Source organism: Thermobifida cellulosilytica TB100 (assembly GCF_001517975.1).
GTDB classification, from domain to species: domain Bacteria; phylum Actinomycetota; class Actinomycetes; order Streptosporangiales; family Streptosporangiaceae; genus Thermobifida; species Thermobifida cellulosilytica.
Genome location: NZ_KQ950183.1, coordinates 386,644 through 410,099 on the forward strand (window position 1 = coordinate 386,644; position 23,456 = coordinate 410,099).

Annotated in this window: 20 protein-coding genes and 1 tRNA gene; 16 read left to right on the forward strand and 5 right to left on the reverse strand. The window is 72.8% G+C overall.

Annotation, left to right across the window (positions count from 1 at the left end; genetic code table 11):
* Window positions 1-3: 3 nt before the first annotated feature.
* A complete protein-coding gene (locus tag AC529_RS14360) occupies window positions 4-384 on the reverse strand; it encodes a DUF3037 domain-containing protein (protein ID WP_068757500.1) in 381 nt (126 codons plus the stop codon).
* Window positions 381-1,136: a HipA family kinase gene (locus AC529_RS14365; protein WP_068757502.1), complete on the reverse strand. Its 756-nt coding sequence runs from the start codon at window positions 1,134-1,136 to the stop codon at window positions 381-383. Before AC529_RS14365 ends, AC529_RS14360 begins: the two co-directional genes overlap by 4 nt.
* A 178-nt stretch (window positions 1,137-1,314) precedes the next feature.
* On the opposite strand from AC529_RS14365, the gene AC529_RS14370 reads away from it, so the two are divergent.
* From AC529_RS14370 to AC529_RS14395, 6 genes are all read left to right on the forward strand, one after another.
* Window positions 1,315-2,616 (forward strand): multidrug effflux MFS transporter, encoded by a 1,302-nt coding sequence (locus AC529_RS14370; protein WP_083948247.1) that lies wholly within the window; start codon window positions 1,315-1,317, stop codon window positions 2,614-2,616.
* Window positions 2,617-2,708: 92 nt separating this feature from the next.
* Entirely contained in the window at window positions 2,709-3,491 is a 783-nt protein-coding gene (locus tag AC529_RS14375; protein ID WP_068757508.1) for a sporulation protein, read from the forward strand.
* A gap of 112 nt (window positions 3,492-3,603) precedes the next feature.
* Complete coding sequence (locus AC529_RS14380; protein ID WP_068757510.1) at window positions 3,604-5,463, forward strand: AMP-dependent synthetase/ligase; 1,860 nt, start codon at window positions 3,604-3,606, stop codon at window positions 5,461-5,463.
* Window positions 5,464-5,569: 106 nt separating this feature from the next.
* Window positions 5,570-6,076: an SRPBCC family protein gene (locus AC529_RS14385; protein WP_068757513.1), complete on the forward strand. Its 507-nt coding sequence runs from the start codon at window positions 5,570-5,572 to the stop codon at window positions 6,074-6,076.
* 285 nt (window positions 6,077-6,361) lie between these two features.
* Window positions 6,362-7,327, forward strand: a complete 966-nt coding sequence (locus tag AC529_RS14390) for a glucosyl-3-phosphoglycerate synthase (protein ID WP_068757517.1) — start codon at window positions 6,362-6,364, stop codon at window positions 7,325-7,327.
* A gap of 132 nt (window positions 7,328-7,459) precedes the next feature.
* Window positions 7,460-7,888 (forward strand): SMI1/KNR4 family protein, encoded by a 429-nt coding sequence (locus AC529_RS14395; RefSeq protein ID WP_068757519.1) that lies wholly within the window; start codon window positions 7,460-7,462, stop codon window positions 7,886-7,888.
* Between the two features lie 11 nt (window positions 7,889-7,899).
* On the opposite strand, the gene AC529_RS14400 is transcribed toward AC529_RS14395, so the two are convergent.
* Both AC529_RS14400 and AC529_RS14405 read right to left on the reverse strand, forming a co-directional pair.
* A complete protein-coding gene (locus AC529_RS14400; protein ID WP_068757521.1) occupies window positions 7,900-8,886 on the reverse strand; it encodes a glucosyl-3-phosphoglycerate synthase in 987 nt (328 codons plus the stop codon).
* Window positions 8,887-9,102: 216 nt separating this feature from the next.
* Window positions 9,103-10,434, reverse strand: coding sequence for a multidrug effflux MFS transporter (locus AC529_RS14405; protein ID WP_083948250.1), 1,332 nt, complete (start codon window positions 10,432-10,434; stop codon window positions 9,103-9,105).
* Between the two features lie 566 nt (window positions 10,435-11,000).
* Between AC529_RS14405 and AC529_RS14410 the strand changes: the two genes are divergently transcribed.
* From AC529_RS14410 to AC529_RS14445, 8 genes are all read left to right on the forward strand, one after another.
* Window positions 11,001-11,696, forward strand: coding sequence for an HAD family hydrolase (locus AC529_RS14410; RefSeq protein WP_198156434.1), 696 nt, complete (start codon window positions 11,001-11,003; stop codon window positions 11,694-11,696).
* 910 nt (window positions 11,697-12,606) lie between these two features.
* Window positions 12,607-13,272: a peptide deformylase gene (def, locus tag AC529_RS14415; RefSeq protein WP_068757527.1), complete on the forward strand. Its 666-nt coding sequence runs from the start codon at window positions 12,607-12,609 to the stop codon at window positions 13,270-13,272.
* 54 nt (window positions 13,273-13,326) lie between these two features.
* On the forward strand, window positions 13,327-13,716 hold the full coding sequence (locus AC529_RS14420; RefSeq protein ID WP_068757531.1) for a VOC family protein: 390 nt from the start codon (window positions 13,327-13,329) through the stop codon (window positions 13,714-13,716).
* 28 nt (window positions 13,717-13,744) lie between these two features.
* Complete coding sequence (locus AC529_RS14425; RefSeq protein WP_068757533.1) at window positions 13,745-14,266, forward strand: hypothetical protein; 522 nt, start codon at window positions 13,745-13,747, stop codon at window positions 14,264-14,266.
* A gap of 209 nt (window positions 14,267-14,475) precedes the next feature.
* The gene (locus AC529_RS14430; protein ID WP_198156435.1) at window positions 14,476-15,855 is read left to right on the forward strand and encodes a hypothetical protein; all 1,380 of its coding nucleotides are present in this window, start codon (window positions 14,476-14,478) and stop codon (window positions 15,853-15,855) included.
* A 34-nt stretch (window positions 15,856-15,889) separates the two neighbouring features.
* Window positions 15,890-15,961, forward strand: a tRNA-Pro gene (locus AC529_RS14435).
* Window positions 15,962-16,263: 302 nt separating this feature from the next.
* Window positions 16,264-16,755 (forward strand): nucleoside deaminase, encoded by a 492-nt coding sequence (locus AC529_RS14440; protein ID WP_068757534.1) that lies wholly within the window; start codon window positions 16,264-16,266, stop codon window positions 16,753-16,755.
* 37 nt (window positions 16,756-16,792) lie between these two features.
* Complete coding sequence (locus AC529_RS14445) at window positions 16,793-17,419, forward strand: cyclase family protein (RefSeq protein ID WP_157080210.1); 627 nt, start codon at window positions 16,793-16,795, stop codon at window positions 17,417-17,419.
* A gap of 7 nt (window positions 17,420-17,426) precedes the next feature.
* Here AC529_RS14445 and AC529_RS14450 read toward each other — a convergent pair whose 3' ends face one another.
* Window positions 17,427-18,203: a TetR/AcrR family transcriptional regulator gene (locus tag AC529_RS14450; protein WP_068757538.1), complete on the reverse strand. Its 777-nt coding sequence runs from the start codon at window positions 18,201-18,203 to the stop codon at window positions 17,427-17,429.
* 1,185 nt (window positions 18,204-19,388) lie between these two features.
* On the opposite strand from AC529_RS14450, the gene AC529_RS14455 reads away from it, so the two are divergent.
* Both AC529_RS14455 and AC529_RS14460 read left to right on the forward strand, forming a co-directional pair.
* Entirely contained in the window at window positions 19,389-22,214 is a 2,826-nt protein-coding gene (locus AC529_RS14455; protein ID WP_083948253.1) for a DEAD/DEAH box helicase, read from the forward strand.
* A complete protein-coding gene (locus AC529_RS14460) occupies window positions 22,211-23,434 on the forward strand; it encodes an SWIM zinc finger family protein (protein WP_083948256.1) in 1,224 nt (407 codons plus the stop codon). The genes AC529_RS14455 and AC529_RS14460 overlap by 4 nt, the downstream gene beginning before the upstream one ends.
* Window positions 23,435-23,456 lie beyond the last annotated feature (22 nt).

Here is a 23,456-nt window from a genome sequence, read left to right on the forward strand (position 1 = left end):
GGCTCAGCGCACCAGCAGGTCCAGCAGGCGGGCCGCCTCGGCCGCCGGGTCGAGGGTGAGACCGGTGTGCACCGGCCCGGGCTGCACCACGGTGCTGCGGGGCGCGGTGAGCCACCGGAACCGGCGGCCGACGTCCTCGGCCGCCGCCGGACCCGCCCCCGGGGCGGCGGCGCACACGGCCTCCACGGCGCGCAGCGCCGACCGCACGGCCTCGGCGTCGGCGTCGGGGGCCAGCGCGTGCAGCCGGTCCACGTCGAGGTGGACGTGCGCGGCCAGGAAGCGGCGGTCCTGGCAGTACAGGACCACCCCGGCGTTGATGCACTCGCCGCGGCGCAGGTCGGGGACGACGCGCAGCAGCGCGTACTCGTAGGGGAGGCGGGTCATCGGACGGTCTCCGGAAGCCAGGAGCGGTCGGCGACACGGGCCAGCAGGTGGCGCACGTAGGCGTCGCGCACCTCGTCGGGCGAGGCGAAGCCGGGCTCGTCGGCGAGCCACCGGTCGGGGACGAGCGCGGTGACCTCGGCCAGCAGCGCACGGGTGATGCGGGGGGCGAGCGCGGCGTCGGCGGAGGCCAGGTCGGGGCGGGCGGTGGCCAGCACGTGGTCGTCGGCGTTGTAGGGGCGCAGCACCGCCCCCTCGGCGCCCGGCCAGTTGTGGTGGAAGATCAGGCTGGCCCCGTGGTCGATGAGGTAGGGGCTGCCATGCCACAGCAGCAGGTTGGGGTTGCGCCAGGTGCGGTCCACGTTGCTGGTGAAGGCGTCGAACCACAGGATGCGCCCGGCCAGGTCCGGGCCGAGGGAGTGGACCGCGGGGTCGTAGCCGATGGAGCCCGGCAGGTAGTCCATGGCGAGGTTGAGTCCGGCGCTGGCGCGCAGCAGCTCCTGGATCTCGGGGTCGGGCTCGGCGCGGGCGACCAGCGGGTCGAGGTGGATGAGCGCCAGGTCGGGGACGGGCAGGCCGAGGCGGCGGGCCAGCTCCCCGGAGACGATCTCGGCGACGAGGGACTTGCGGCCCTGACCCGCGCCGACGAACTTGATGACGTAGGTCCCCAGGTCGTCGGCCTCGACGACCGCGGGAAGGGAGCCGCCCTCCCGCAGGGGCGTGACATAGCGGGTGAGGGTGATTTCCGGGAGCACGGACCGATCCTAGTGCGCGGCCGCCGCGCCGCCCGCCGCGCGGGACAGCAGGAACACGGGCCCCCGGTGTAACAGAGATCACATCATCCGACAATATTTTTGTGGATTTTTTACGCCGCACGGCGTGTTCGCACCGTTCGGTGTCCCATCCTCCGCTCTTCTGTTGTCGGGTCATCCCATGCTTCGAAGGAGTGCAGTGACGCGCAGCGAGGCCGAGCCCCCCGTGCCGACTCCCCCCGAAACCCCCGGCCCCCACCACCCGGCCCCCGCGAAGCGGCGACGGCGGTCCGTCCTGCTGCTGGCCGTGGTCCTCGGCGTGCTCGCCGCCGCGGGCCCCCTGGCCACCGACCTGTACCTCCCCGCGTTCCCGATGATCGCCGAGGACCTGGGCACCACCGAGGCGCGCGTCCAACTGACCCTGACCTCCTCCCTCCTGGGCCTGGCCGTGGGACAACTGGCCGTGGGGCCGATGAGCGACGCGTGGGGACGGCGCGGACCGCTGCTGGCGGGCACCGCCCTGTTCTGCGTCACCTCACTGCTGTGCATGCTCGTCACCTCCGTGGAGGCGTTCGTCGCCATCCGGTTCGTCCAGGGACTGGCCGGCTCGGCGGGCGCGGTCGTCTCCCACGCGGTGGTCCGCGACCTCTACGAGGGCGACGAGGCGGCACGGTTCTTCTCCCGCCTGATGCTCGTGTCGGGCATGGCCCCGATCCTCGGACCGCTCCTGGGCGGCCAACTGCTGCTCGTGGGCCCCTGGCCGCTGGCCTTCGCCCTGCTGGCCGCGGTCAACGGACTGGGATTCCTGGCGGTGCTGCTCCTCCTGCCCGAGACCCTGCCGCGCGGCGACCGCCGGCCGCTGCGCCCGGGAGCACTGCTGGCCACCGTGGCACACCTCCTGCGCGACCTGCGCTTCCTCGGTCCCATGCTGGCGCTCAGCCTGAACTTCGGAATGATGTTCACCTACATCTCCTCCTTCTCCTTCGTGTCGCAGAACGAACTGGGCGCCTCCCCCCAGACCTTCGGCCTGCTGTTCGCGCTCAACGCGGTCGGCATGATGGCCGGCACCCAGCTCAACGGGCTGCTCATCGGCCGCATCGACACCACGCGGCGGCTGCTGGCCGGCCTGCTCCTCGGCTTCGGCAGCGTGGCGGCCATGGTCGTCCTGGAACTCACCGACACCGCCGCACTGCCCGCCCTCACCGCCGCCCTGGCGGTCATGATGTTCGGCATGGGCGTGGTCTTCCCCAACGCGACCACACTGGCGCTGTCCTCGCAGCCGCCGTCCGTGGCCGGAACCGCCTCCGCACTCTCCGGCTCCTCCCGCTTCGTGTTCGGCGGAATCCTGGCCGCACTCACCGGGATCGCCGCCGGAGGCCACGCGTCGCTGGCGAGCATGGTCTGGGTCATGGCGGCCACCGCGGTACTCGCCCTGGGCGTCTTCACGGCCACCGCCTGGCTGGGACGCAGCCCGGCCACCTGACCAGCCCCGCCAACACAGGACCGGACCAGCGACAAGACCCGCGACGGACTAGACTCGTCGCCCCCTGAGACCTGTTGCGCAAGGAGGCGACGATGGCGTTACGGCGGCTGCTGGCCGGACTGGGATTCGGCGGCGCCTCGGTGGAGACGGTCCTGGACGACGCCGTCGCCGTGCCCGGCGGCGTGATCCGCGGCCGGGTGCACATCGAAGGCGGCACGGTCGACCAGCACGTCCAGGAACTCACCGTGGGCCTGCAGACCCGCGTGGAGGTCGAAGCGGGCGACAGCGAGTACACCCGCGACATGGAGTTCACCCGCCAGCAGCTCGGCGGCGCACTGCACCTGGCCCCCGGAGCACGCCACACGGTCCCCTTCGAACTGCGGATCCCCTTCGAAGCCCCGCTGAACTGGTACCGCGGCACCCTGCTCCACCCGATGCGGCTGGGCGTCAACACCCGGCTGAGCATCGCCGGAGCCGTCGACCCCGGCGACCTCGACCCGGTCCGCATCGCACCGCTGCCCTCCCAGCAGGCGATCCTGGACGCCCTGGCCGCCCTCGGCTTCGTCGTCAAACACACCGACACCGAACAGGGACACCTGCGCGGCACCCGCCAGCGGCTGCCGTTCTACCAGGAGATCGAGTTCCACGCCCCGCCCCGCTACCGCGGCCTCAACGACCTGGAACTGTCGTTCGCCACCGACGAACGCGGCGCCGACGTCGTCCTCGAACTGGACCGCAAGTCCGGCCTGCTGACCGAACGCTCCGACACCTACTTCAGCTTCTCCTTCGACCACGCCACCGCGACCCAGCAGGACTGGACCGGCTACCTGCACACCCGGATCGACGCGATCGCGGGACGGCGCGGCTGGCTGTGACGGACCGTGAGCTTGCCCGAAGGTAACGATTCAGTGCACAGTAGGGCACGTTCGGATGACCGGGGACAACGGGGGGAGCTTCTCCGGCCCTGCTGCGAGGAGTGGGAAGGTAATGCGCCAGTCACGAATCCCTGATTCACCGCTGTCGCGCCCGGACGTGCTGGGCGAGTTGGCGTACCTGTGCGCCGAACGTGACGGCGACCGTGTGGTCCTGCAACTCCCCACCGAGGACGGCTGGCGGGACGTGACCGCCACCGAACTCCTCACCTCGGTGACCAAACTGGCCAAAGGCCTGATCGCCGCGGGCGTCGCCCACGGAGACTGGGTCCTCCTCACCGCGCCCGACGGCCACGAGCGGACACTGCTCACCCTCGCCGTGTGGGCCGTGGGAGGAGCCGCGGTGTGGGTGCCGTCGCGCTGCTCGCCCAAACTGCTGCAATGGACGCTGCGCGACAGCCGCCCCGTCGCAGCGGTGCTGCGCGACCAGCGGCAGGCCCGCGTGGCCGCCCCGCTGCAACGCGAACTGGTGGACCTGGGACGCATCTGGACCCTCGACGAGGCCGACCTGGACGCCATCGCCAAACCCGGCGCCTACATGGACGGCACCGCCGTACGGTTCCGCATCGAGGAGACCAGCGCCCAGGCGCCCGCACTCCTCCACTACACGGCCACCGCACGGCGACGGGTGCGCGCCGCCGTGCTCACCCACCGCAACCTGCTGTCCGCCGCCTCGGCGACCCTGGCCCGCCTCTCCCCGCTCCTGCAGAGCATCCCACCCGGCGAGGCCTCCACCCTCCTGGGACCCCAGACCCAGGGCTTCGCCGCCTGCGCCACCGTCGTCGCCGCACTCCTGGGAGGCGTGCGCACCGCCTTCGCCCGCCCCGACCGGCCCTTCGCCCACCAGGTCCGCGACTACGCGCCCACCCTGCTCGTGACCGACGCCGCCTTCCTGACCCGCGTCTACGAGGTGGAACGCTCCCGCGCCCAGCAGCAGGGCGGCTGGGACGGCGCCCAGGGCTTCGAAGCCGCCACCCGGCTCGCGGTGGACCTGGGACAGAAGAAGCGGCGGCCGTGGCAGCGGATGTCGCGCGCCATCTACGACTGGGCGTTCGCCCGGGTCCGCGACGCCCTCGGCGGCCGACTGCGCGCCGCCGTGTGCCTACAGGGCGGACTGGAACCGCGGATGGCCTACTACTACGCCGGCCTGGGCATCCCCGTCCTCGAAGGATTCGGACTGGTGGAGACCGGCGGCCTGGCGACCCTGGCCGCCCCGGGCGAACCCCGGCCCGGCACGGCGGGACCCGCACTCGACGGAACCGAGGTGAAGACCACCGCCGACGGCGAGGTGCTGCTCCGCGGCCCCGGCGTGTTCACCGGGTACCACGGCGCGGTACGCGAGAACGACCAGGCGCCGGCGGACGGCTGGCTGGCCACGGGATGGCTGGGAGAAGTGGACGACCACGGCTACCTGGCCCTGCGGGGCCGCCGCAGGGGCGCCCCCCACCGCGGAGCCGAACTCCCCCCGGTGGTCGGAGTCGTCACCGACGCCTCCGCACGGCCCGCGACCCCCGACTACGCGGACCTGGAGGCGCAACTGCTCGCGCACCCGCTGATCAGCCAGGCCCTCGTGCTGGGCGAGGGACGCCCCTACGCGACCGCGCTGATCACCCTGAAACGCGACCAGCTCGAGTACTGGCGGCTGGTCAACAACCTGCCGCTGTCCGTCCCCCTGGAACAGGTCGCACTGACCCCCGAAGTGGGAGCGGAGATCCGCCGCGCGGTGGAGGAGGTCAACAACGGACTGCCCGCCGAGATGGCGATCCGCGCCTTCCACGTGCTCCCCGAGGAGTTCAGCCAGGCCAGCGGACTGCTGCTGCCGTCGGGACGGCTGCGCCGCGACGCGGTGCTGCGCGCGTTCGCCGAGGAGATCGAGGCGCTGTACACGCCCCCGTCGATCGAGGGCGGCCGCTGACCCGGGCACGCGATGTGTGGACGCCGACCCGCCGGGTAGCGGTGGTCCCGGGCGCGCCCGCCCCGCGGCGGCGCGCACCGGCACCGTCGACCAGGGAGGACACCGCATGTCTCAGGTCATCGAAACCGTCGAGGTCAACGTCCCCGTCCAAGCCGCCTACGACCAGTGGACCCGCTTCGAGACGTTCCCGAGGTTCATGGAGGGCGTGGAACTCGTCGAACAACGCGACGACACCCACACCCACTGGCAGATCTCCATCGGCGGCCGGCACCGCGAGTTCGACGCGGTCATCACCGAGCAGATCCCCGACGAACGGGTGGCCTGGAAGAGCGAGGACGGCACCACCCACGCCGGCGTGGTGACCTTCCACCGCATCGCCCCGCAGCGCACCCGGGTGACCCTGCAGATGGACACCGCCCCCGAAGGCGTCGTGGAGAAGCTCGGCGACAAACTCGGCCTGGTCAAGGCACGCGTCAAGGGAGACCTCAGACGCTTCAAGGAGTTCATCGAGAAGCAGGGCGCTCCCCCCGAGGGCGGCTGGCGCGGCGAGGTCCGCCCCGGCCGGGGCAAGGTCGCCGGAGACCGGCCCGAACACCCCCGCGGGACGACCTAGCCCGCAGCGCGCACGGGGCCGGGGCGGCGGCGACCGCCCCGGCCCCGTGCCGTGCCCGGCCCCGCCCGCAGGCGCGGACCACGCCCGTGACACGGTGGTACCGGCGGGCAACGGCGCCCCCGCCGGGGCACGCCGACAGGAACGCGAAGAGTGCAGAAGCGTGTGCGCTGCGACGTCATCCGTTGGCCACACGTCGGCGACGCGCCGGAAAAATTCGGACGCTATAACGAATCGCCGGGACGCGGCACCCCTGCCGCGTCACAGAGTTGATTCAGGGGAGGCACCGTGCTGCCAGAGGTAGAGGCATGGCTCGACCGGCGCACCAGCCGTGCGCAGGACTGGGACGCCGGCGTCCTTGCCGAGAACAAGCGGGGCCAGCGGATCACCGTGGTCCTTCCGGCCCGTAACGAGAGCGCGACCGTCGGCACCATCGTGACCGACATCCGCACCGCCCTGTGCGAGCGGGTTCCCCTGGTGGACGAAATCGTGGTCATCGACTCGCGGAGCACCGACAACACCGCGGAGGTGGCCGCGCAAGCGGGGGCGACCGTCTACCACCAGGACGCGATCCGCCCCGACCTGCCACCCGGAGCCGGCAAGGGCGAAGCCCTGTGGAAGTCGCTGTTCGTGGCCACCGGAGACATCATCGTCTTCATCGACGCAGACCTGCTGAGCTTCACCCCCGACTACGTGTCGGGACTGCTCGGACCGCTGATCACCGACCCCGAGGTGGTCTACGTCAAGGGCTGCTACGACCGGCCGCTCAACGGCGCCTCGGACGGCACCTACAACGGCGGACGGGTCACCGAACTGGTGGCCAGGCCGCTGCTCAACCAGTACTGGCCCCAGCTCGCCGGATTCGTCCAGCCACTGGCCGGGGAGTACGCCGGACGCGCCGACGTGCTGCGCCGCGTACCGTTCGTCTCCCACTACGGAGTGGAACTGGGGCTACTCATCGACCTGCTGGAAACCGTCGGCCTGGACGCTCTCGCCCAGGTCGACCTGGGAGTGCGCGAACACACCAACCAGAGCACCCCGGACCTGGGGGTCATGGCCGCCCAGATCCAACACACCGCCCGCAACCGCCTGCTGCGGTCGGGCCGCCTGGTGGAGACCGTCGACACCTCCACCACGCTCGTACAGTACGTGCGCAGTGACACCGCCGACGGCACCTACCTGCCCTACCCGCGGGAGACCGCCATCACCGAACGGCCCCCAGCGGACAGCGTGACCGAACCCGTCCTGACCTGAGCCACAGCGCCCCGTGAGCCCGGGGCGCCCACCGCGGTGGATCCGCACCCCCGGCGGGCGGATCCACCGCGGACCCGTCCGGCTCCGCCCGCCGATTTCCGGTGACAGGGGCGGAGCTGTGATGATTCAACCGTGTGGCGCTTACTGATCCGTGAACTGTACCCCGACGCGGAATTCGCCGAACCGGCCAAGGAGGCCCTGTTCTGGCGGATCGAGGAGACGCTCGGCCTGCCCGTTCCCCTGGAACTGGTGGAACTGCTGCGCGAGACCAACGGGGTGTGGAACGAGTACGGCGACGCCGTGGTGTGGCCCGCCGAACGCATCGTCGAGGACAACCTCGCGATGCGCACGGAACCGGACTACCGCGAACTGTACGTGCCTTTCGACGACCTGCTGTTCTTCGGAGACAGCGACATGGGCCCCCAGTTCGCCTACGTCCACACCGGATACGGCCCCGGCATCATCACCTGGGACCACGAGACCGACGAACGCCGGCTCGTGGCGGTGTCCCTGCGCGACTACCTGGTGCGCTGCCTCACCCCGGGCGACAGGTTCCGGTGAACCGGGCGCCCTCAGCTCCGCGGCAGCCGGGGCCGGGGCGCACCGCTCCCGGCCAGCACCTCACGCATCGGCGGGCGCTCGCTGACCTCGACGTCCCAGTCCAGGGACTCGTAGCCGTCCGCGGTCTGCACGAACTGGGTGATCCCCCGGGAGAAAGGACGCTCCGGCACGACGATCCCCTGCCGGTGCATCCGCGACCACGCGGTGTCGAGGATCTGCCCCGCCATGCGCCCCAGCGCCGCGGTGGACTGGTGGGAGTGCTCGCGACAGCCCAGGTCCACCTGGGCCATGCGGTCCACGCCCACCAGTTCGGCCAGGTCCACCAGCAAGGCGAACTCCACGCCGTAGCCGCACACGAAGGGCACCGCCTCCAGGGCCGTACGCCGTCCCGCGTACTCCCCGGCCAGCGGCTGCACGAACCCCGACAGCTCCGGCCAGCACATGTTGAGCAGCGGACGCGCCAGCAGCTCGGTGACCCGCCCCCCGTCGAACGGACTGAAGGAGTCGGCCTCCCGCAGCGGACGGCTGTAGCAGCCCTTCACGTACACCAGCTCCGGATCGGCCAGCAGCGGACCCACCAGGCCCGTCACGAAGTGCGGCCCGAAGTTGCGGATGTCGGAGTCGACGAAGACGACCACGTCCCCGCTGGTGACCGCCAGCGACTTCCACAGCGCCTCGCCCTTGCCCCACAGCCCCGGCAGGTGGGACAGGATGTCGTCCTGGTGGTGCACGGTCGCGCCCGCCCGCGCCGCCACCTTCGCGGTGTCGTCGGCGGAACGCGAGTCGATCACGACGAGCTCGTCGACGAGTGGCACCCGCTCCACGAGGGCCTCCCGGATGGCCGAGACGATCGACCCCACCGTCTCCTGCTCGTCCCTGGCCGGCAGGACGACGCTGATCGTGGTGTCTCCCTTGAGCGCCAGGGCACGGGAAGCGGGCCAGTCCAGGTGCGAACTCATCCGGTTCGCCAGCCACTGGCGGGTGCGGGTTGGCATCATGGGCAACTCCTCACGGTTGCGGCGGGAGTCGGACCGTCCGGCCGCCCCGGACGGGGGCACGAAAAGCCCCGGTGACGTGCGCCCTCTCCCTAACCAGGATTGCCCGGTATGAACATCGAAGTGCGGGTTTATTGTGATGTGCCCGCAAACGCGGGGCGGCACCCCCGACACCCCCGGCCCTCCCGCACGCAGGACCCGGCACGGTGCGGCACCGGCTCAGGCGGTGCGCAGCACCGGAGTACGCCGCCCGAGGAACACCCAACCGGCGAACACCGCCCCGGCCGCGGCAGCGGTCAGCAGCATCACCACCGACATCGACATCAGGCTCGCCGCCCCGCCCTCGCCCATGCCCGTGGTCGCGGCCAGACCGCCGCCCACCGCGAACTGCAACGCACCCAGCAGCGCCGAACCGGTTCCGGCCACCGAGGAAGGCTGGCTGGCGATCGCCAGCGTCGTGGCGTTCGGCGAGATCAGACCGGTGAAGAACATCATCACGAACAGCACGGCCGTCACCGGCACCAGCCCGGCCCGCCCGGAGGCCGCCAGGCACACCAGCACCGCCACCGCACCCAGCGCACCCAGCAGGCCCGCCAGCAGCCGCCGGGGACCGTCCACCCGGCCGATCAGCACCGTGTTGACCTGGTTGCCCAGCACCATGCCCAGCGAGTTGACCCCGAAGATCAGGCTGAACTGCTGCGGAGTGGCACCGAACTCGCTCTCGGACACGAAGGAGAACGCGGAGATGTAGCTGAAGGTCATCGCGAAGCTCAGCGCCATCACCAGGGTCGGACCCATGAAACGCGGGTCCAGTTGCAGCCGCAGCAGCGACCGCAGCACCGAACCCCGCTCCCCGGAGCGTCGTACGCCCCGCTCCCGCGGCAGGGTCTCGGGCAGCGCCAGGTGCACCAGCACCAGGTTGGCCAGGCCTACCAGGGCCAGCACGCCGAACAGCAGCCGCCACGAGCCGAACAGCAGCAGTTGCCCGCCCAGCATCGGAGCCAGCATCGGAGCCAGACCGGTCAACAGGGACAGCCGGGAGAAGAAACGGGCTCCCTCCTCGCCGTCGAAGACGTCACGCACCACCGCACGGGCGATCACCGCACCCGCGGCACCCGACAGGCCCTGCAGCAGGCGCAGCACGCTCAACACCTCCACCGAGGGCGCCACGACCGACACCAACGACGACAGGGTGAACACGCCCGCACCGGCCAGCAGCGGCAGCCGACGCCCCAGACGGTCGCTGAGCGGCCCCAGCACCAACTGGCCCACGGCCAACCCCACCATGATCGCGGTCAGGGTCAACTGCACCTGCGCCTCGGAGGCGCCCAGGTCGGCGGAGATCTCGGGAAAAGCCGGCAGGTACAGGTCGGTGGCCAGCGAACTGGTCGCCGTCAGCAGGCTCAGCACGAACACCAGCAGGGCCACCGACCGCCGGGGACGGCCCCCCGGCACGGAGCCGACCGCCGGACGCCGGACGGCGGGCGCCCGGAACGCGGCGGAGGAAGCGGAAGCAGCGGACTGGCGGGGACGCAGAACGGTCAAAGACAACTGCACACTCCGAGACACGCGTCGAAGGAAAAGGAAGAACCAGGGAGGGTGCGCCACAGCACTGCACAGGGGCGCGGGAAGGATCCGCCGGGGCCGCGCTCAGGACGATCGGAGCGTCCCCTCCGCCGCACCCGCACACGGAGGCGGTTCCGCCACGGAACCGGATCCCGAACGGCACCGGACCGCCACCTTCGGGACACGCGCCTGACAACAAACCCGGAAGGCGGTAATAATCCGACGAAAACCCGTTGAAACGGCGTGACCTGCGACACGGCCGGAAACCCGCGCACCCGCCAGGAAACCGCGCCCTGTGAAAGCCGCCACTGCCGACCGCAGAAGGAACGGACCCGGCCGCAACGGCAAGCCCCGCCGCCGGCCCACCGGCCGGGCACGGCCGCCGCGAACCGGGACAGCGCTCCCCGGCCCCCGAACCGGCGGAGGCGGGAACACGGTGCCACGTGCCGGCCTGCGACTACGACGACACACTCGCCCCAGCCGGCAGAGTCGACGCCGCGACCGCGCACACGCCAAAACGGCTCTTGCACCCCGGGCTCCGCCAGGTCCCGGTGACCGGACGCCGACCCGACGACCTGCTCGGCGTGTTCGACACGGTCGTGGAGAACGGCGCCGTCCTCCACGACCCGGACCGGCACGACCGCCGACCGCTCGCCGAACAGCCCTCCGCCGAGTCCGTCACCCGGCCGCGCTCCCGGGACGTCGCCCCGCTCGCCGTGGCCGACGTGGTCGCCACCACCCGGGAACCGCACGGCCGGACCGTGCTCGACACCATCCGCGACCCGGGCCCGGACCTCCACACGGTCCGCAACCGGAGCGACGTCGTGGTGCTCCCCGCAGAAGCCGGCAAGGCGTCGGGACCGGCCGCGGCACTGCACCGGAAGCAGCTCTCCCCGCACTCCGCGGCCGCCGTCGGCGACGCCGAGAACGACCGCGCCGTGCCGCACCACTGCGAATGCGCCGCCGCCCTCGCCAACACCCTCGAACCGGTCACGAAGACGAACCACCCCGTCCTGGACCACCCCCGCGGCCGAGGAGTGGCCGACCCCCTCGACCAGCTCCTCACCGACGACCCCGCCGGAGTCCCCGTCACCCGGCACGACCTGCGCCTCGGCGCCGCCGACACGGCCCCCTCCCTCGCCCCCACGGCACAGTCGCGACCGTGGCGGGCCACTCCGACAGCCGCCGGGCCGCCGCGGCCGCACCTCCGGCCCGGCTCGGCCGCAGCGGCTACCAGTACTGCGTGATCACCCCGGAAGACGGCCACGCCCCCGCGAGGAGGCGACCGCGGTCGGCGACGCCACCCGCGCCCCTCGGCCGACGAGGCGGGGGCCGCGCTCCACGCCCCCGGCACCCGGGGCGTCGCCACCCGGCGGCCGTCCCCCGCACCAGCGCTCCACCCGCGCCGCCGACCTGCTGCCCCGCCTGGCAGGCTGCTGCGCAGAACTGGGCCACCCGCATGGCCGGCGGTCGACGAGGCCCACCGCCTCCTGCCCGCCGACCCGGCACGCCCCCGCCGCTGCGACAGCAGGTCCACACCGTCGTCGCGGTCGGCCCCCACACCCAGGACACCCCGGCGCGTTCGCCGCGGCCACCGGCCGCACCCCGCCCCGGACGACAGCCGAAGACGGACACCGTCGTGTGGCGGGTCGACCGCCCCGAGGCGCACCGGGCCGACCTCGCCCCCGGAGAACACACCGCACCCGGCACAGCCGCGGACACGCCGCGACCCCGCCCGGCAGGGCAGAGGGGGAAGTGCGGCCGCACCCCGAGGCCCGACCACCCCGCACGACCGGGCCGACCACGCCCCGGTGCCGCCCACCGCGACGCCGCACCGTGCACCGAGACGCCCTCCCCGCGCGGCAGCACACACCGCGCCGACACGCCGCACGGACAGGACGCGGACCCGGCCACACGCACCGTCGGCCGTGCCACCGCACGACGACGGCCCCGCCCACCGGCCCTCCGGGCCACGGCCAGGCGCAAGCCGCCCGGTGTGATCCTCGTCCGACCAACGGGCGTGAACCGCATACACCCTGACGTCCGTTATCGTCGAGAACGCCGGAGAGCGCGGTCGCTGATACCGTGCAGGAGCCGTTCCAGCCACGGAGTTCCCGGTGTACGGCCGCCCGACCATCTGGAAAGACGAGTCAAGCGATGTCTGAGCAGCACGTGTCCGAAGCCCCCGTCGACACCCGGGTGCGGGTCCAGGGACAGCCCGTGGACTCCTACCCCGAGCGGGCGCCCGAGGCCGCCCGCGGAAAGACGCTGCGGGTCACCGTTGTCGGCGAGGACGTCCTGCACCGGCGCAACGCCGAGGTCACCGAGTTCGGCACTCCCGAACTGCACACGCTCATCGACGACATGTTCCGCACCATGTACGTCGCAGAAGGGGTGGGACTGGCCGCCAACCAGGTGGGCGTCGACCTGCGCGTGTTCGTCTACGACTGCCCCGACGACGAGGGCGTGCGCCACGTGGGCCACGTCGTCAACCCCGTGCTGGAGACCTGGGGCGTGGAAGAAGAGGGCCTGGCCGTCGAGAACGAGGGCTGCCTGTCGGTGCCCGGACCGCACGCCGAACTGCCCCGCGCCCCCTACGCCCGGGTCACCGGCTTCGACCGGGACGGCAACCCGGTGACCATCGAGGGCAGCGGATACTTCGCACGCTGCCTGCAACACGAGACCGACCACACCCTGGGCCGCCTCTACATCGACCGGCTGCCCAAGCGGGAGCGCAAGAAGGTCCTCAAGACCATGAACGACATGAAGGACCAGGTGTTCGCGCGCCGCGCGGAGAACGCCGAGAACATGCGGTTCGAATAGCCGACACGCGGCCGGAACGCGGACACCGCCGCGGCGGGCTCCTAGGATCGCACCGTGGTCCACGTCCTCGGCAGCCGTGTCCTGCTGCACCCCACCGACCTGGAGCGCAGCCGCGCCTTCTACCGGGACGTGCTGGGACTGGCGATCTACCGCGAGTTCGGCCCGTACGAGCAGCGCGGCACGGTGTTCTTCCTGGGCGGCGGCTTCCTGGAACTGTCCGGAGGCAGCGGGCACCCGCCGGACCCCGAAGCCGTCCAGTTGTGGCTACAGGTGCCGGACGTGGCCGCCGCGCACGCCGAACTCGTCGAGCGCGGCGCCACCGTCCTCACAGCGCCCCGGCGCGAGCCGTGGGGACTGGTCGAGATGTGGATCACCGACCCCGACGGGCTGCGCATCTGCGTCGTCGAGGTGCCCGAGGAGCACCCGCTGCGCTACCGGCCCTGACCGCGCGGCCCGGCGCTAGGCTGCAAGGGTGAGTGGCAACCCCGTTCCCGCGGCCGCGCTCGTCGCAGCCGTCCCCGTTCTCGCTCCGGTCGGCCGCACCGAACGCGGCAGGGTCAGCTCCGCCACGGTGCCCCCGGGACGCGCACTGCCCGACAAGGTGGTGGTGGACTTCGGATGGCGCTCCGCCGACGCCCACCTCGACCTGGAGATCACCGTCCGCTGCTGGGAGGCCGAAGCACCTCCGCAGGAGCGGTGGCTGCGTGCGTTCTGCACCGAACGCGACATCATGCAGCGCTGCACCGTCGGCGCGGCCGACTGGGCCGCACCCGCGCCCGCACCCGACGCCGCCTGGTCCACCCGCTCCCTCACCGTCGACGGGACCGCACGGCCGTTCACCGTGCTCACGACCGGGCACTCGTGGGTCGCCGCCGCGGTGCTCGACGCCGACTGGGTGGTACGCCTGTTCGCGCCCGCCGAGCCGACCGGGCTCACCGCACTGCGCCGCGTCACCGACCCGGACGACCTGCGCCCCCTGCTCGGCCGGGGCTGACCCCGACGGTGCGCCGCCCTGGCGGCCCGCAAGCGGCCGGGGAAGCGCCGCTGCGGCACGACCGTGGAAGCACCCGCGGCCGACGGCGTGCGGCCGCGGGCTTCGCACGCGCAACAGGGAGCTCCGCGGCGAACACGCACGGCCCTCCCACCGGAGCAGCGCCGAAAATCCCTTGGCCTCCACCGACACGACGTGTGAGGCTGACCGGCATGTCCATCGCCGAGCTCTACGCGACCCTGCACGCCCGGAAACGCCCCGAGGACGTCGCCGACCTGATCCTCCGGGTCCTGCCGGGGGAGAAGCCGCGTGCCCTGAGACAGGCGGCGAAACACTCGCTGCGCCGTACCTGGCACGGCTACACCTCCATGCTCGAGGACTTCGCCCGCCCGGTCGGCGCGCACAAACAGCTCACCTCGGCCGCGCGGGTCTTCGAGACGCTGCGCGACCTCCCCGCTGACACGGCGGACGACCCCGAACGGCTCGCGGAAGCCGTCCGCGCGGCAGGCAGGGAGATCGCCAAGGAGTACGGCGCCAACGACTACCTCGGCCACCGGCTCAACCGGGCCCGGCGCAGCGAGGCGGGACTGGGGCAGATGTCGCGCCGCCAGTACAACAAGCGGTTCCGCGCACTGCGCCACCTGGAGGACAAGATCACCCGCCTGGCGCGGGCACAACACCTGCGGAAGGTGACCATGACCGGGAAGTCCGGACTGGCCACCAGACTGTCCTACGAGGAGTTCGCCGCCGACACCGCGACCGCGTGCTTCGTCGCCTACCTCACCGCGCGAGCCAACCTGCGCACCGAGTTCACCGTCACCGGCCACAAACGCGCCTACGACTCGGTCGCGCGGTCGCTGATGGAGATCCTGCGGCGCAACCCCGACCGCACCAACTGGTTCGCGGTGGCACACGTCTTCCCCACCACCGAGGTGCTGGGCCACCTCGACGACGAGCAGAAGGGGAGGCTGCTCGGCATGTGGTACGGCGTGCTCACCGAGGTCGGCGACCTCCTGGAGAGCCTCTGGAACAAACAGCGGCCGGACCGCTCCACCATGATCGTGCGCCCCGGAGACGACTCCACCACCTGGAACCAGGCCGCCCGGGCCTGGACGAAGGCGCGCGAGGGCTGGTTCGCGCTGCTGCACGCCGTGGGAGCCGAGGAGATCCTCGACCGGATGTGCCCCGGCAAGGTGCTGCTGCTGGTCGCCGCGGACCTCGCCGCCCTGCACCGGCAGCTCGGGGGCGGACTGCACCCCGACACACCGGTGTGGGCAGAACTCCCGCTGCCCTGGCAGGTGCTGCGCGGCGAGGCCGAGTGCCCCCGCTCCCTGGTGGAGGAGGTGTGCGCACGGCACGGGCTGGATCCCGCGGCCACCGGATGGACCGCGCCCCGCCCCGACCCGCAGCACGCGGTGCCGTTCGAACCCACCCCGGAACTGGTCCACGGCGTCGCGGTGAGCGATCCGCTGCTGGCCACGCTGCTGCGCTCGGCCGGAGTGTTCTCCGGCAAGAAGAAGCCCGCCGCAACGAAGGCCGCGACACGGACCGGAGAAAACCCGTCGCACGGCGATCCGCGGAAAACCGGTTGACCGCCCCGCCGCGGTGGTCCATCCTGGCGGCGCCCCCGGGGTAGTTCAGAGGTAGAACGCCCGGCTCGGGACCGGGTGGACGCAGGTTCGAGCCCTGCTCCCGGGGGCCTCCAGACCGGACGCGCCGCCGGAGCGGAGACGGAACGCCCAGCTCCCGACCGCACGGACGAGGGGTTCGGGCTCTGCTCACAGGTACGGCCCGGCGCTTTGGCTCCTCCCGCGCCGCAGACCGCTGCCGGGGAGTGCCCCGCGAAGGCACCGCGGCCCCGGCAGCGTTCCCGCCTCACCCAAAACCGGCTCCGCGGGGCCGCGCAGAACACGCACCCCCGCTCCGCTGTCGGCCACGGCCGAACGGAAACGGGCTAGGGTCACCACCGACGGACACGACCGCACCACCGGGAGGCCCCCATGCTCGACGACGCCGACATGCGGCACCTGCGCCGCTGCGTGGAACTGGCGGCCCAGGCCCTGGAGGCGGGCGACGAACCGTTCGGTTCGGTGCTCGTCGCCGCAGACGGCACCGTGCTCGCCGAGGACCACAACAGGGTCGCCTCCGGCGACCCCACCCGCCACCCCGAGTTCGCACTGGCACGCTGGGCCGCCGAACACCTGGACCAGACGCAGCGGGCCGCGGCGACCGTCTACACCTCCGGCGAGCACTGCCCGATGTGCGCCGCCGCACACGGCTGGGTGGGCCTGGGCCGTATCGTCTACGCGGCCTCCTCGGCACAGTTGACGGACTGGCTCGCCGAACTCGGGGCACCCGCCCCTCCGGTGCGTCCGCTTCCCGTCCGCGAGGTCGTCCCCGGCGTCGCGGTGGAGGGACCGGCGCCCGAACTCGCCGCACAGGTGCGCGAACTGCACCGCCGTTTCCACCGCACGACAGCAGCACAGCGCTGACCGGCAGGCCGCGGCGCGGCCGCCGCAGCAACAGGACGTGGAGACGGAGGCGAGGAAGATGTTCCTGGACCTGTCGGTGCCCCTCACCGAGCAGACACCGGTCTACCCGGGCGATCCGCAGATCCGGATCGACGCCGCCGCGGACCTGGTGCCCGACGGGTACCGTTGCGGGCGCGTCTCGCTGGGCACGCACGCGGGCACACACGTGGACGCCCCCAGCCACATGCTGGCCGACGGGCCGAGCCTGGACCACTACCCGGTGGACCGCTTCGTAGGCCGAGGACGCTACGTCGACGCCCGAGACGGATTCACCCTCGACGCCGTGCGGCGGGCAGACCTCGCCGAGGGCGACATCGTGCTGTTCCACACCGGGATGGATGCCGCCCGCTCCGACCCGTCCTACTTCACCGACTTCCCGGCACTTCCCCTGGAGATCGCCGACTACCTGGTGGAACGCCGGGTGTCCATGGCGGGGGTGGACACGTGCAGCGTCGACCACGAGCCCTTCGAGGTCCATCGCGCACTGCTGGCGGGCGACGTGCTCATCATCGAGAACCTGTCCGGGCTCGACCGGCTGAGGGGACGGGAGTTCCGCGTCTACGCCCTGCCGCTGCGCCTGGACGCGGACGGCGCACCCGCGCGGGTGGTGGCCGAACTGCGCTGAACCGCCCTCACCCGCCCCTCCCGCGTGCGACGAACACCTCGATACCGTCGAGGACACGCGCCAGACCGAACTCGAAGGCGCGGTCGGGATCGTAGGACGTGCGGTACGCCTCGCCCACGGCCGTACCGACCCGTCCGGCCACCGGGAACCGCGCCGGGTCCATGACCTTCTCCAGGAACGGCGCCTGGGCGCGCCACCACTGCTCGTCGGTGACGCCCGAGTCGCGGCGGCTGCGCGCGGTGTCGAGCGCATTGCGGGCCGCGCCGTGCACGTAGTCGGTGACCAGGGTGATCACCGAGTCCATCTCCAGGTCGCTCAGCCCGATGCCGTCGATGGCGCGCAACTGGTACTCGTAGTTGAGCGAGATGTTCGGCCCCAGAGGCACCCGGTTGGTGAGCACCCGCAGCAGCCAGGGATGGCGGTGGCACAGCGCCCAGTTGTCACGGGCGATGAGCTCCAGACGGCGCCGCCAGCCCCCGGCGGCCTCGTGGTGGCGGCCCAGCTCGCCGTGGACGGTGTCGATCATGGCGTCGAGCAGTTCGCTCTTACCAGGCACGTAGGTGTAGAGGGACATCGTGCCGACACCGAGGCGCTCGGCGACCCGGCGCATCGACAGCGCCGCCACCCCCTCGGCGTCGGCCAGCTCGATCGCCGCATGCACGATACGGTCCACGCTCAGACCGTGCTTCCTGCCCCTGCGGCCGCTGCTCTCCCCGGTACGCCACAGCAGAGCCAGACTGCGGGCGGGATCGGAGGTCTCGGTGCGGTGCTCGTCGGTGGTCATCTCCCGACCATCCTACGGAGCCGCCGGAGACGGGACCGGCAGAGCCGCGCGACCGGTTCCGGTGCTCGGCGCACAGCCAGGGGTGGCGTCCGGCGATCACCGAGTGGAGGCGGCGGCACAGCAGCGCGGTGATCCGGGGCAGACCGCCGCGGACGCGCGGCCCGTGCACCGGAGCGCCGTGACGGGCGAGGACGTGGTCCAGGCAGTAGGGCTGCCCGCGCCGCGGCGGCTCGGCGGACGTGGTGCGGGGCAGCTCCCGGCGGGGCAGTCCGCTGCTTCGGGGCTCAGCGGAAGAGGAACCTCCCCGGGCGGTGCTGTGCGGGGCCGTCCGGGGAGGTTCGGGGCGTCCCTCCGGCTCGGGCGGGCGGGGCGCGGCGGCCCGGACCGTTTCCATGGCCTTCTTCCGGCGCTGCTCGGCGGCGCGCCGCGAGGCCGCGGCGCGGCGTGCCGCCTGCTGCGCCCGGGCGGCGAAGTCGGCGCCGGCCTCTGCGGCCCGCACCCGCTCCACCCGGTACAGGGCTATGGGTCCGGAGGAGCGGAAGTACGGATTGGGAAGCAGCGAATCGGGGTCGCCGAGCAGGTCGCGGACCATCGCGGGGGTCCAGCCGCGGTGGCGCAGGTCGGAGACGGTGAGCAGGACTGGGGCGTCGGACACAGCGGGACTCCCGTGGGTCGGCGTGGGCGTGCGGGCGGCCGGAGCGCTGCCGTGGGCTGCGGCCTTCCCCGTCGGTTCACTCGTGGGGCAACCGTAGGCGGCCGCAACCGGACGCTTCCAGCGCGACCGCCGAGGTGTGGACAACGTTCGCCGACGGTGCGGAAACCCGGGGCTCTTTGCCCCGAAAGCGGGGAAGCGACACCGCCTCCCCTTTCCGTATGCTGTACGGTACGTTGTACGAAAAAGGAGGCGGTGTCCGGGAGGGGCGCACCCGGCCGCCGCATCTGCACCGCCCGGAGCGGTCGGCACCGCACGCCGTGCACCCCGACCGCCCCCACCGGAACCGCCTCCTCAGGGGAGACGGCCGTGTGCGCCTTCCGCCCCCGGGACATGCCGCGACCGTCCACCACGACACCCGCACCGGACCACCGGGCGCCCGGCCGCGCCCCCGCACCCGCGGACCGGGGAATCTCCGCACCCGCGGACACCGTTTCCCACCGCAACAGCCGACAGGGAGAAGAGCACCCCGGATGACCGCGATCGCACCCCACGAGGCGAGAAGACTGGCCCGCTGCGCCGTGGCCGTGGAGCCGGGCGACCCGCCGCGCACCACCACCCTCGTCCTGTGGAGTCAGGACACCGCGGACCTCCGCACCGGCGCAGACGTCGGCGAACCCGGCACGGCCACCGTCGCCCTGCCGCACGGCGACGGAGTCCGGACCACCACCGTGCCCGCCCTGCGACTGGGAGTCGCCGAGGCCCTGCCGGTGCTGCTCGCAGCCCGCACCAGCACCGACGCCCACCCGGCCGCCGTCTTCTGGGGAACGGCCGCCGCAACGGCCCTGGGCCTCGTCGCACGCGGCCGCCTCCTTCCCGGCCTGACCCCCGCAGCCCACGACGCCTGGCGGATCGGCCCGCTCGACGCCGACGACACGCACGCCCTGAAGACCCTCGCCGCCGCCATGCCGCCCTCAGCCCGCGCGATCCCCCTCCCCGACACCGACCCGCCCGTCCTGGCCCTCGCCGAACCACTGGTGCGCGGCCTGGCAGACGCGGTCGCCGACACCCTGCCCCGAACCCCCGCCGCCCCCCGCCTCACCGGATCCGCCCCCTTCGCCGCCGCCGAACCGCAGCACGTGCCGCACCTGCGCGCCTGGACCGACCAGGTCGCCGCCGAACTCGACACTGGGGTGCGCATCTCGCTGCGCGTGGAACTCCCCGACGGAGCCGAGGACCTCGACGACCTTCCCGACGACGCAGCCCTGCGCGCCGTCCTACAGGTCCACAGCCGCACCGACCCCGGACTCGTGGTCGACGCCGCCGACCTGTGGCGCGACGGAGAGACCGGCCTGGGACCACGGGCCCGCCTGGACACGACACTGGCGCTCCGCCGGGCCGCCCGGCTCTGGCCGCCCCTGGAACGGCTGCTGGACCGAAGCGTCCCCGACGCCCTCACCCTCACCGACACCGAACTCGACGACCTGCTGGGAACAGCCGCCGAACGCCTCGCCGGGGCGGACGTCGCCGTGCACTGGCCGCGGACCCTGGTCCGCGGCCTCACCGCCACCGCCGTGGTCGGCGACACCGGCGCTCCCGGCCGCGCCGGACCGGGCCTGGGCACGGAACCGTTCGCGCTGGACTGGCGCATCACCCTCGACGGCACCGAACTCACCGCGGCCGAACTCGACCGCGTCGCCCAAGCGCACCGCCCCCTCGTACGGCTGCGCGACAGGTGGGTGCTGCTCTCCCCCGACCTCGCCCGCAGGGCACGACACCGCGGCCGCACACCACTCGCCCCCGTCGACGCACTCGCCGCCGCACTGACCGGAACCGTCGACGTCGACGGAGAACAGGTACCCCTGACCGCCACGGGCCGACTCGAACAGGTGCGTGCGCTCCTCAGCGACCCCGACGGTGGGGACGAGCCCCCGCGTCCTCCCACGGCCCTGACCGCCACACTGCGCGACTACCAACTGCGCGGACTGCGGTGGCTGGACCGCACGACCCGGCTGGGACTGGGCTGCTGCCTGGCCGACGACATGGGACTGGGCAAGACCGTCACCCTCATCGCCCTGCACCTGCTGCGCGCCGAACGGGCAGAGCAGCCCGGCGCCACCCTCGTGGTGTGCCCGGCGTCGCTGCTGGGCAACTGGGAAAAGGAGATCCGCCGTTTCGCCCCGGCCACCCCGGTACGCCGCTTCCACGGCAGCGACCGCGTCCTGGACCCCCAACCCGGCTCCGTCACCCTCACCACCTACGGCACCCTGCGCGTCGACGCCGAACGCCTCGCCGGCACCTTCTGGGACCTGGTCGTCGCCGACGAGGCCCAACACGCCAAGAACCCCGTCTCGGCCACCGCCCGAGCACTGCGCCGCCTCCCCGCCTCCGCACGCGTCGCGCTCACCGGCACCCCCGTGGAGAACAACCTGACCGAACTGTGGGCCGTCCTCGACTGGACCACTCCCGGGCTGCTCGGCCCCCTGGCGCGGTTCCGCGCCCGCTGGGCCGACGCCGCAGAGTCCGGCACCGACCCGGAGGCCGCCGAGCGTCTCGCCCGGCTCGTCCGCCCGTTCCTGCTGCGCCGCCGCAAGAGCGACCCAGGCATCGCCCCGGAACTGCCCCCCAAGACCGAAACCGAGCACCCGGTCACCCTCACCCCCGAACAGGCCGGACTGTACGAGGCCCTGGTCCGCGAGACCATGGAGCGCATCCGCGCCTCCTCCGGCACGGCCCGCCGAGGCCAGGTCATGGCACTGCTCACCGGCCTCAAACAGATCTGCAACCATCCGGCCCAGTACCTGAAGGAGACCGCACCGCGCCTGCCAGGCCGCTCCGGAAAACTGGACCTGCTCGACGAGCTCGTCACGACGATCCTCGCCGAAGGCGGATCCGCACTGGTGTTCACCCAGTACGTCGCCATGGCACGGCTCATCGAACGCCACCTGCGCGACCGAGGCGTCCCCTCCCTGCTGCTCCACGGTGGCACCCCGGTGGCGCGCCGCGAACAGACGGTCCACGCCTTCCAGGAGGGAGACGTCCCGATCCTGCTGCTGTCGCTGCGCGCCGCGGGCACCGGCCTCAACCTCACCCGCGCCGACCACGTCGTCCACTACGACCGGTGGTGGAACCCGGCAGTGGAGGAGCAGGCCACCGACCGCGCCCACCGCATCGGCCAGACCCGCCCCGTACAGGTGCACCGACTGGTCGCCGAAGGCACCGTCGAGGACCGGATCGCCGCCGTCCTGGAGGCCAAACGCGACCTCGCCGAGGCCGTCCTGGCCTCCGGTGAGACCGCCCTCAGCGAACTGTCCGACACCGAACTCTCCGAACTGGTGGAACTGAGGAGGGCCCCATGAGAGCACAGGACGCCGAGGCCCGCGGTTTCCCTCCCTTTCCCGCAACCCGGAGCCGCCGCGGAGGGGCCACGGCCCGCACCTGGTGGGGCAGGGCCTGGAACAGCGCGGTGGAACAGGCCGCGCTCGACGCGGACCAGTTGCGTGCCGGCCGCACCTACGCCCGCAGCGGGAGAGTGGGCAGCATCGCCGTCAGCCCCGGCCGGATCTCCGCGTCCGTCGACGACACCGACGGGCTCCTGCGGGTGACCGTGTCGGTACGCACCCTCACCGACGCCGAATGGAACCGCTTCGCCGCCGAGGCCGCGGCCCGCACCGGACACGTCGCCGCACTCCTGGACCACGACATACCCCGCGACCTCCACCAGGCAGCCGAGGACGGGGGAGTGCGGCTGCTGCCCCGCGACGACGAGTTCGACTTCACGTGCGACTGCCCCGGATGGGAGCACCCCTGCCGGCATGCTGCGGCCCTGTGCCACCAGTTCGCCTGGCTGCTGGACAGCGACCCCCTCCTGCTCCTGCTGCTGCGGGGCCGTACCGGGCACGCGCTTGCCGACGAGCTCCGCCGGGTCCGCCTCCCCTCCGAGGCCGCGGAGCCCTCCGACGCCGCCCACACGCACGAAGGAGAGGACGCCGCGCGGGCCTGGCGGCGCCCCGCGCCACCGCTGCCCGAACCCTTCCCGCCGCCTGGGGGCACCGGCACGCCGCCCGCGCTTCCCGACACGGAGGAACTCGACGCCGCCGCGGTGCGGCAGCTCGCCGCAGACGCCGCGCACCGCGCCGCCGCCCTGCTGCGCGGTGCACGGCCCGCCGACCTCGACGCGTGGCAGGACACCGTGCGGCTGGCCGCGTCCTGCCCCGAGGAGCGGCTACGGCGGCGCCTGGCGCGGGCGAGCGGACGCGTCGAAGGATTCGACCGGGCTGTCCGAGCCTGGCAGTACGGCGGTGCAGACGGCTTGGAGACGCTGGAACAGCCCTGGACGCCTCCCGCGGCCGTGACGGCGCGGGCACGTGCCGCACTGCGCGCTGCCTGGGAGGAGCTCGGCGAGGCACGGGTCTGGCGCAACCGGTGGACACTGCCCGAACGCGGTGTGCAACTGCGGTACGGCCGTGACGGCCGCTGGCACCCCTACCTGCTGGTGGAGGGGGAGTGGTGGCCTGCCGCGCCCGGCTCCGCGGATCCGGGGGCGGCGCTGTCCGCACTGTTGGCCGGGGAGCTGTGAGTACGGCCGGTGCCGGCCGCGG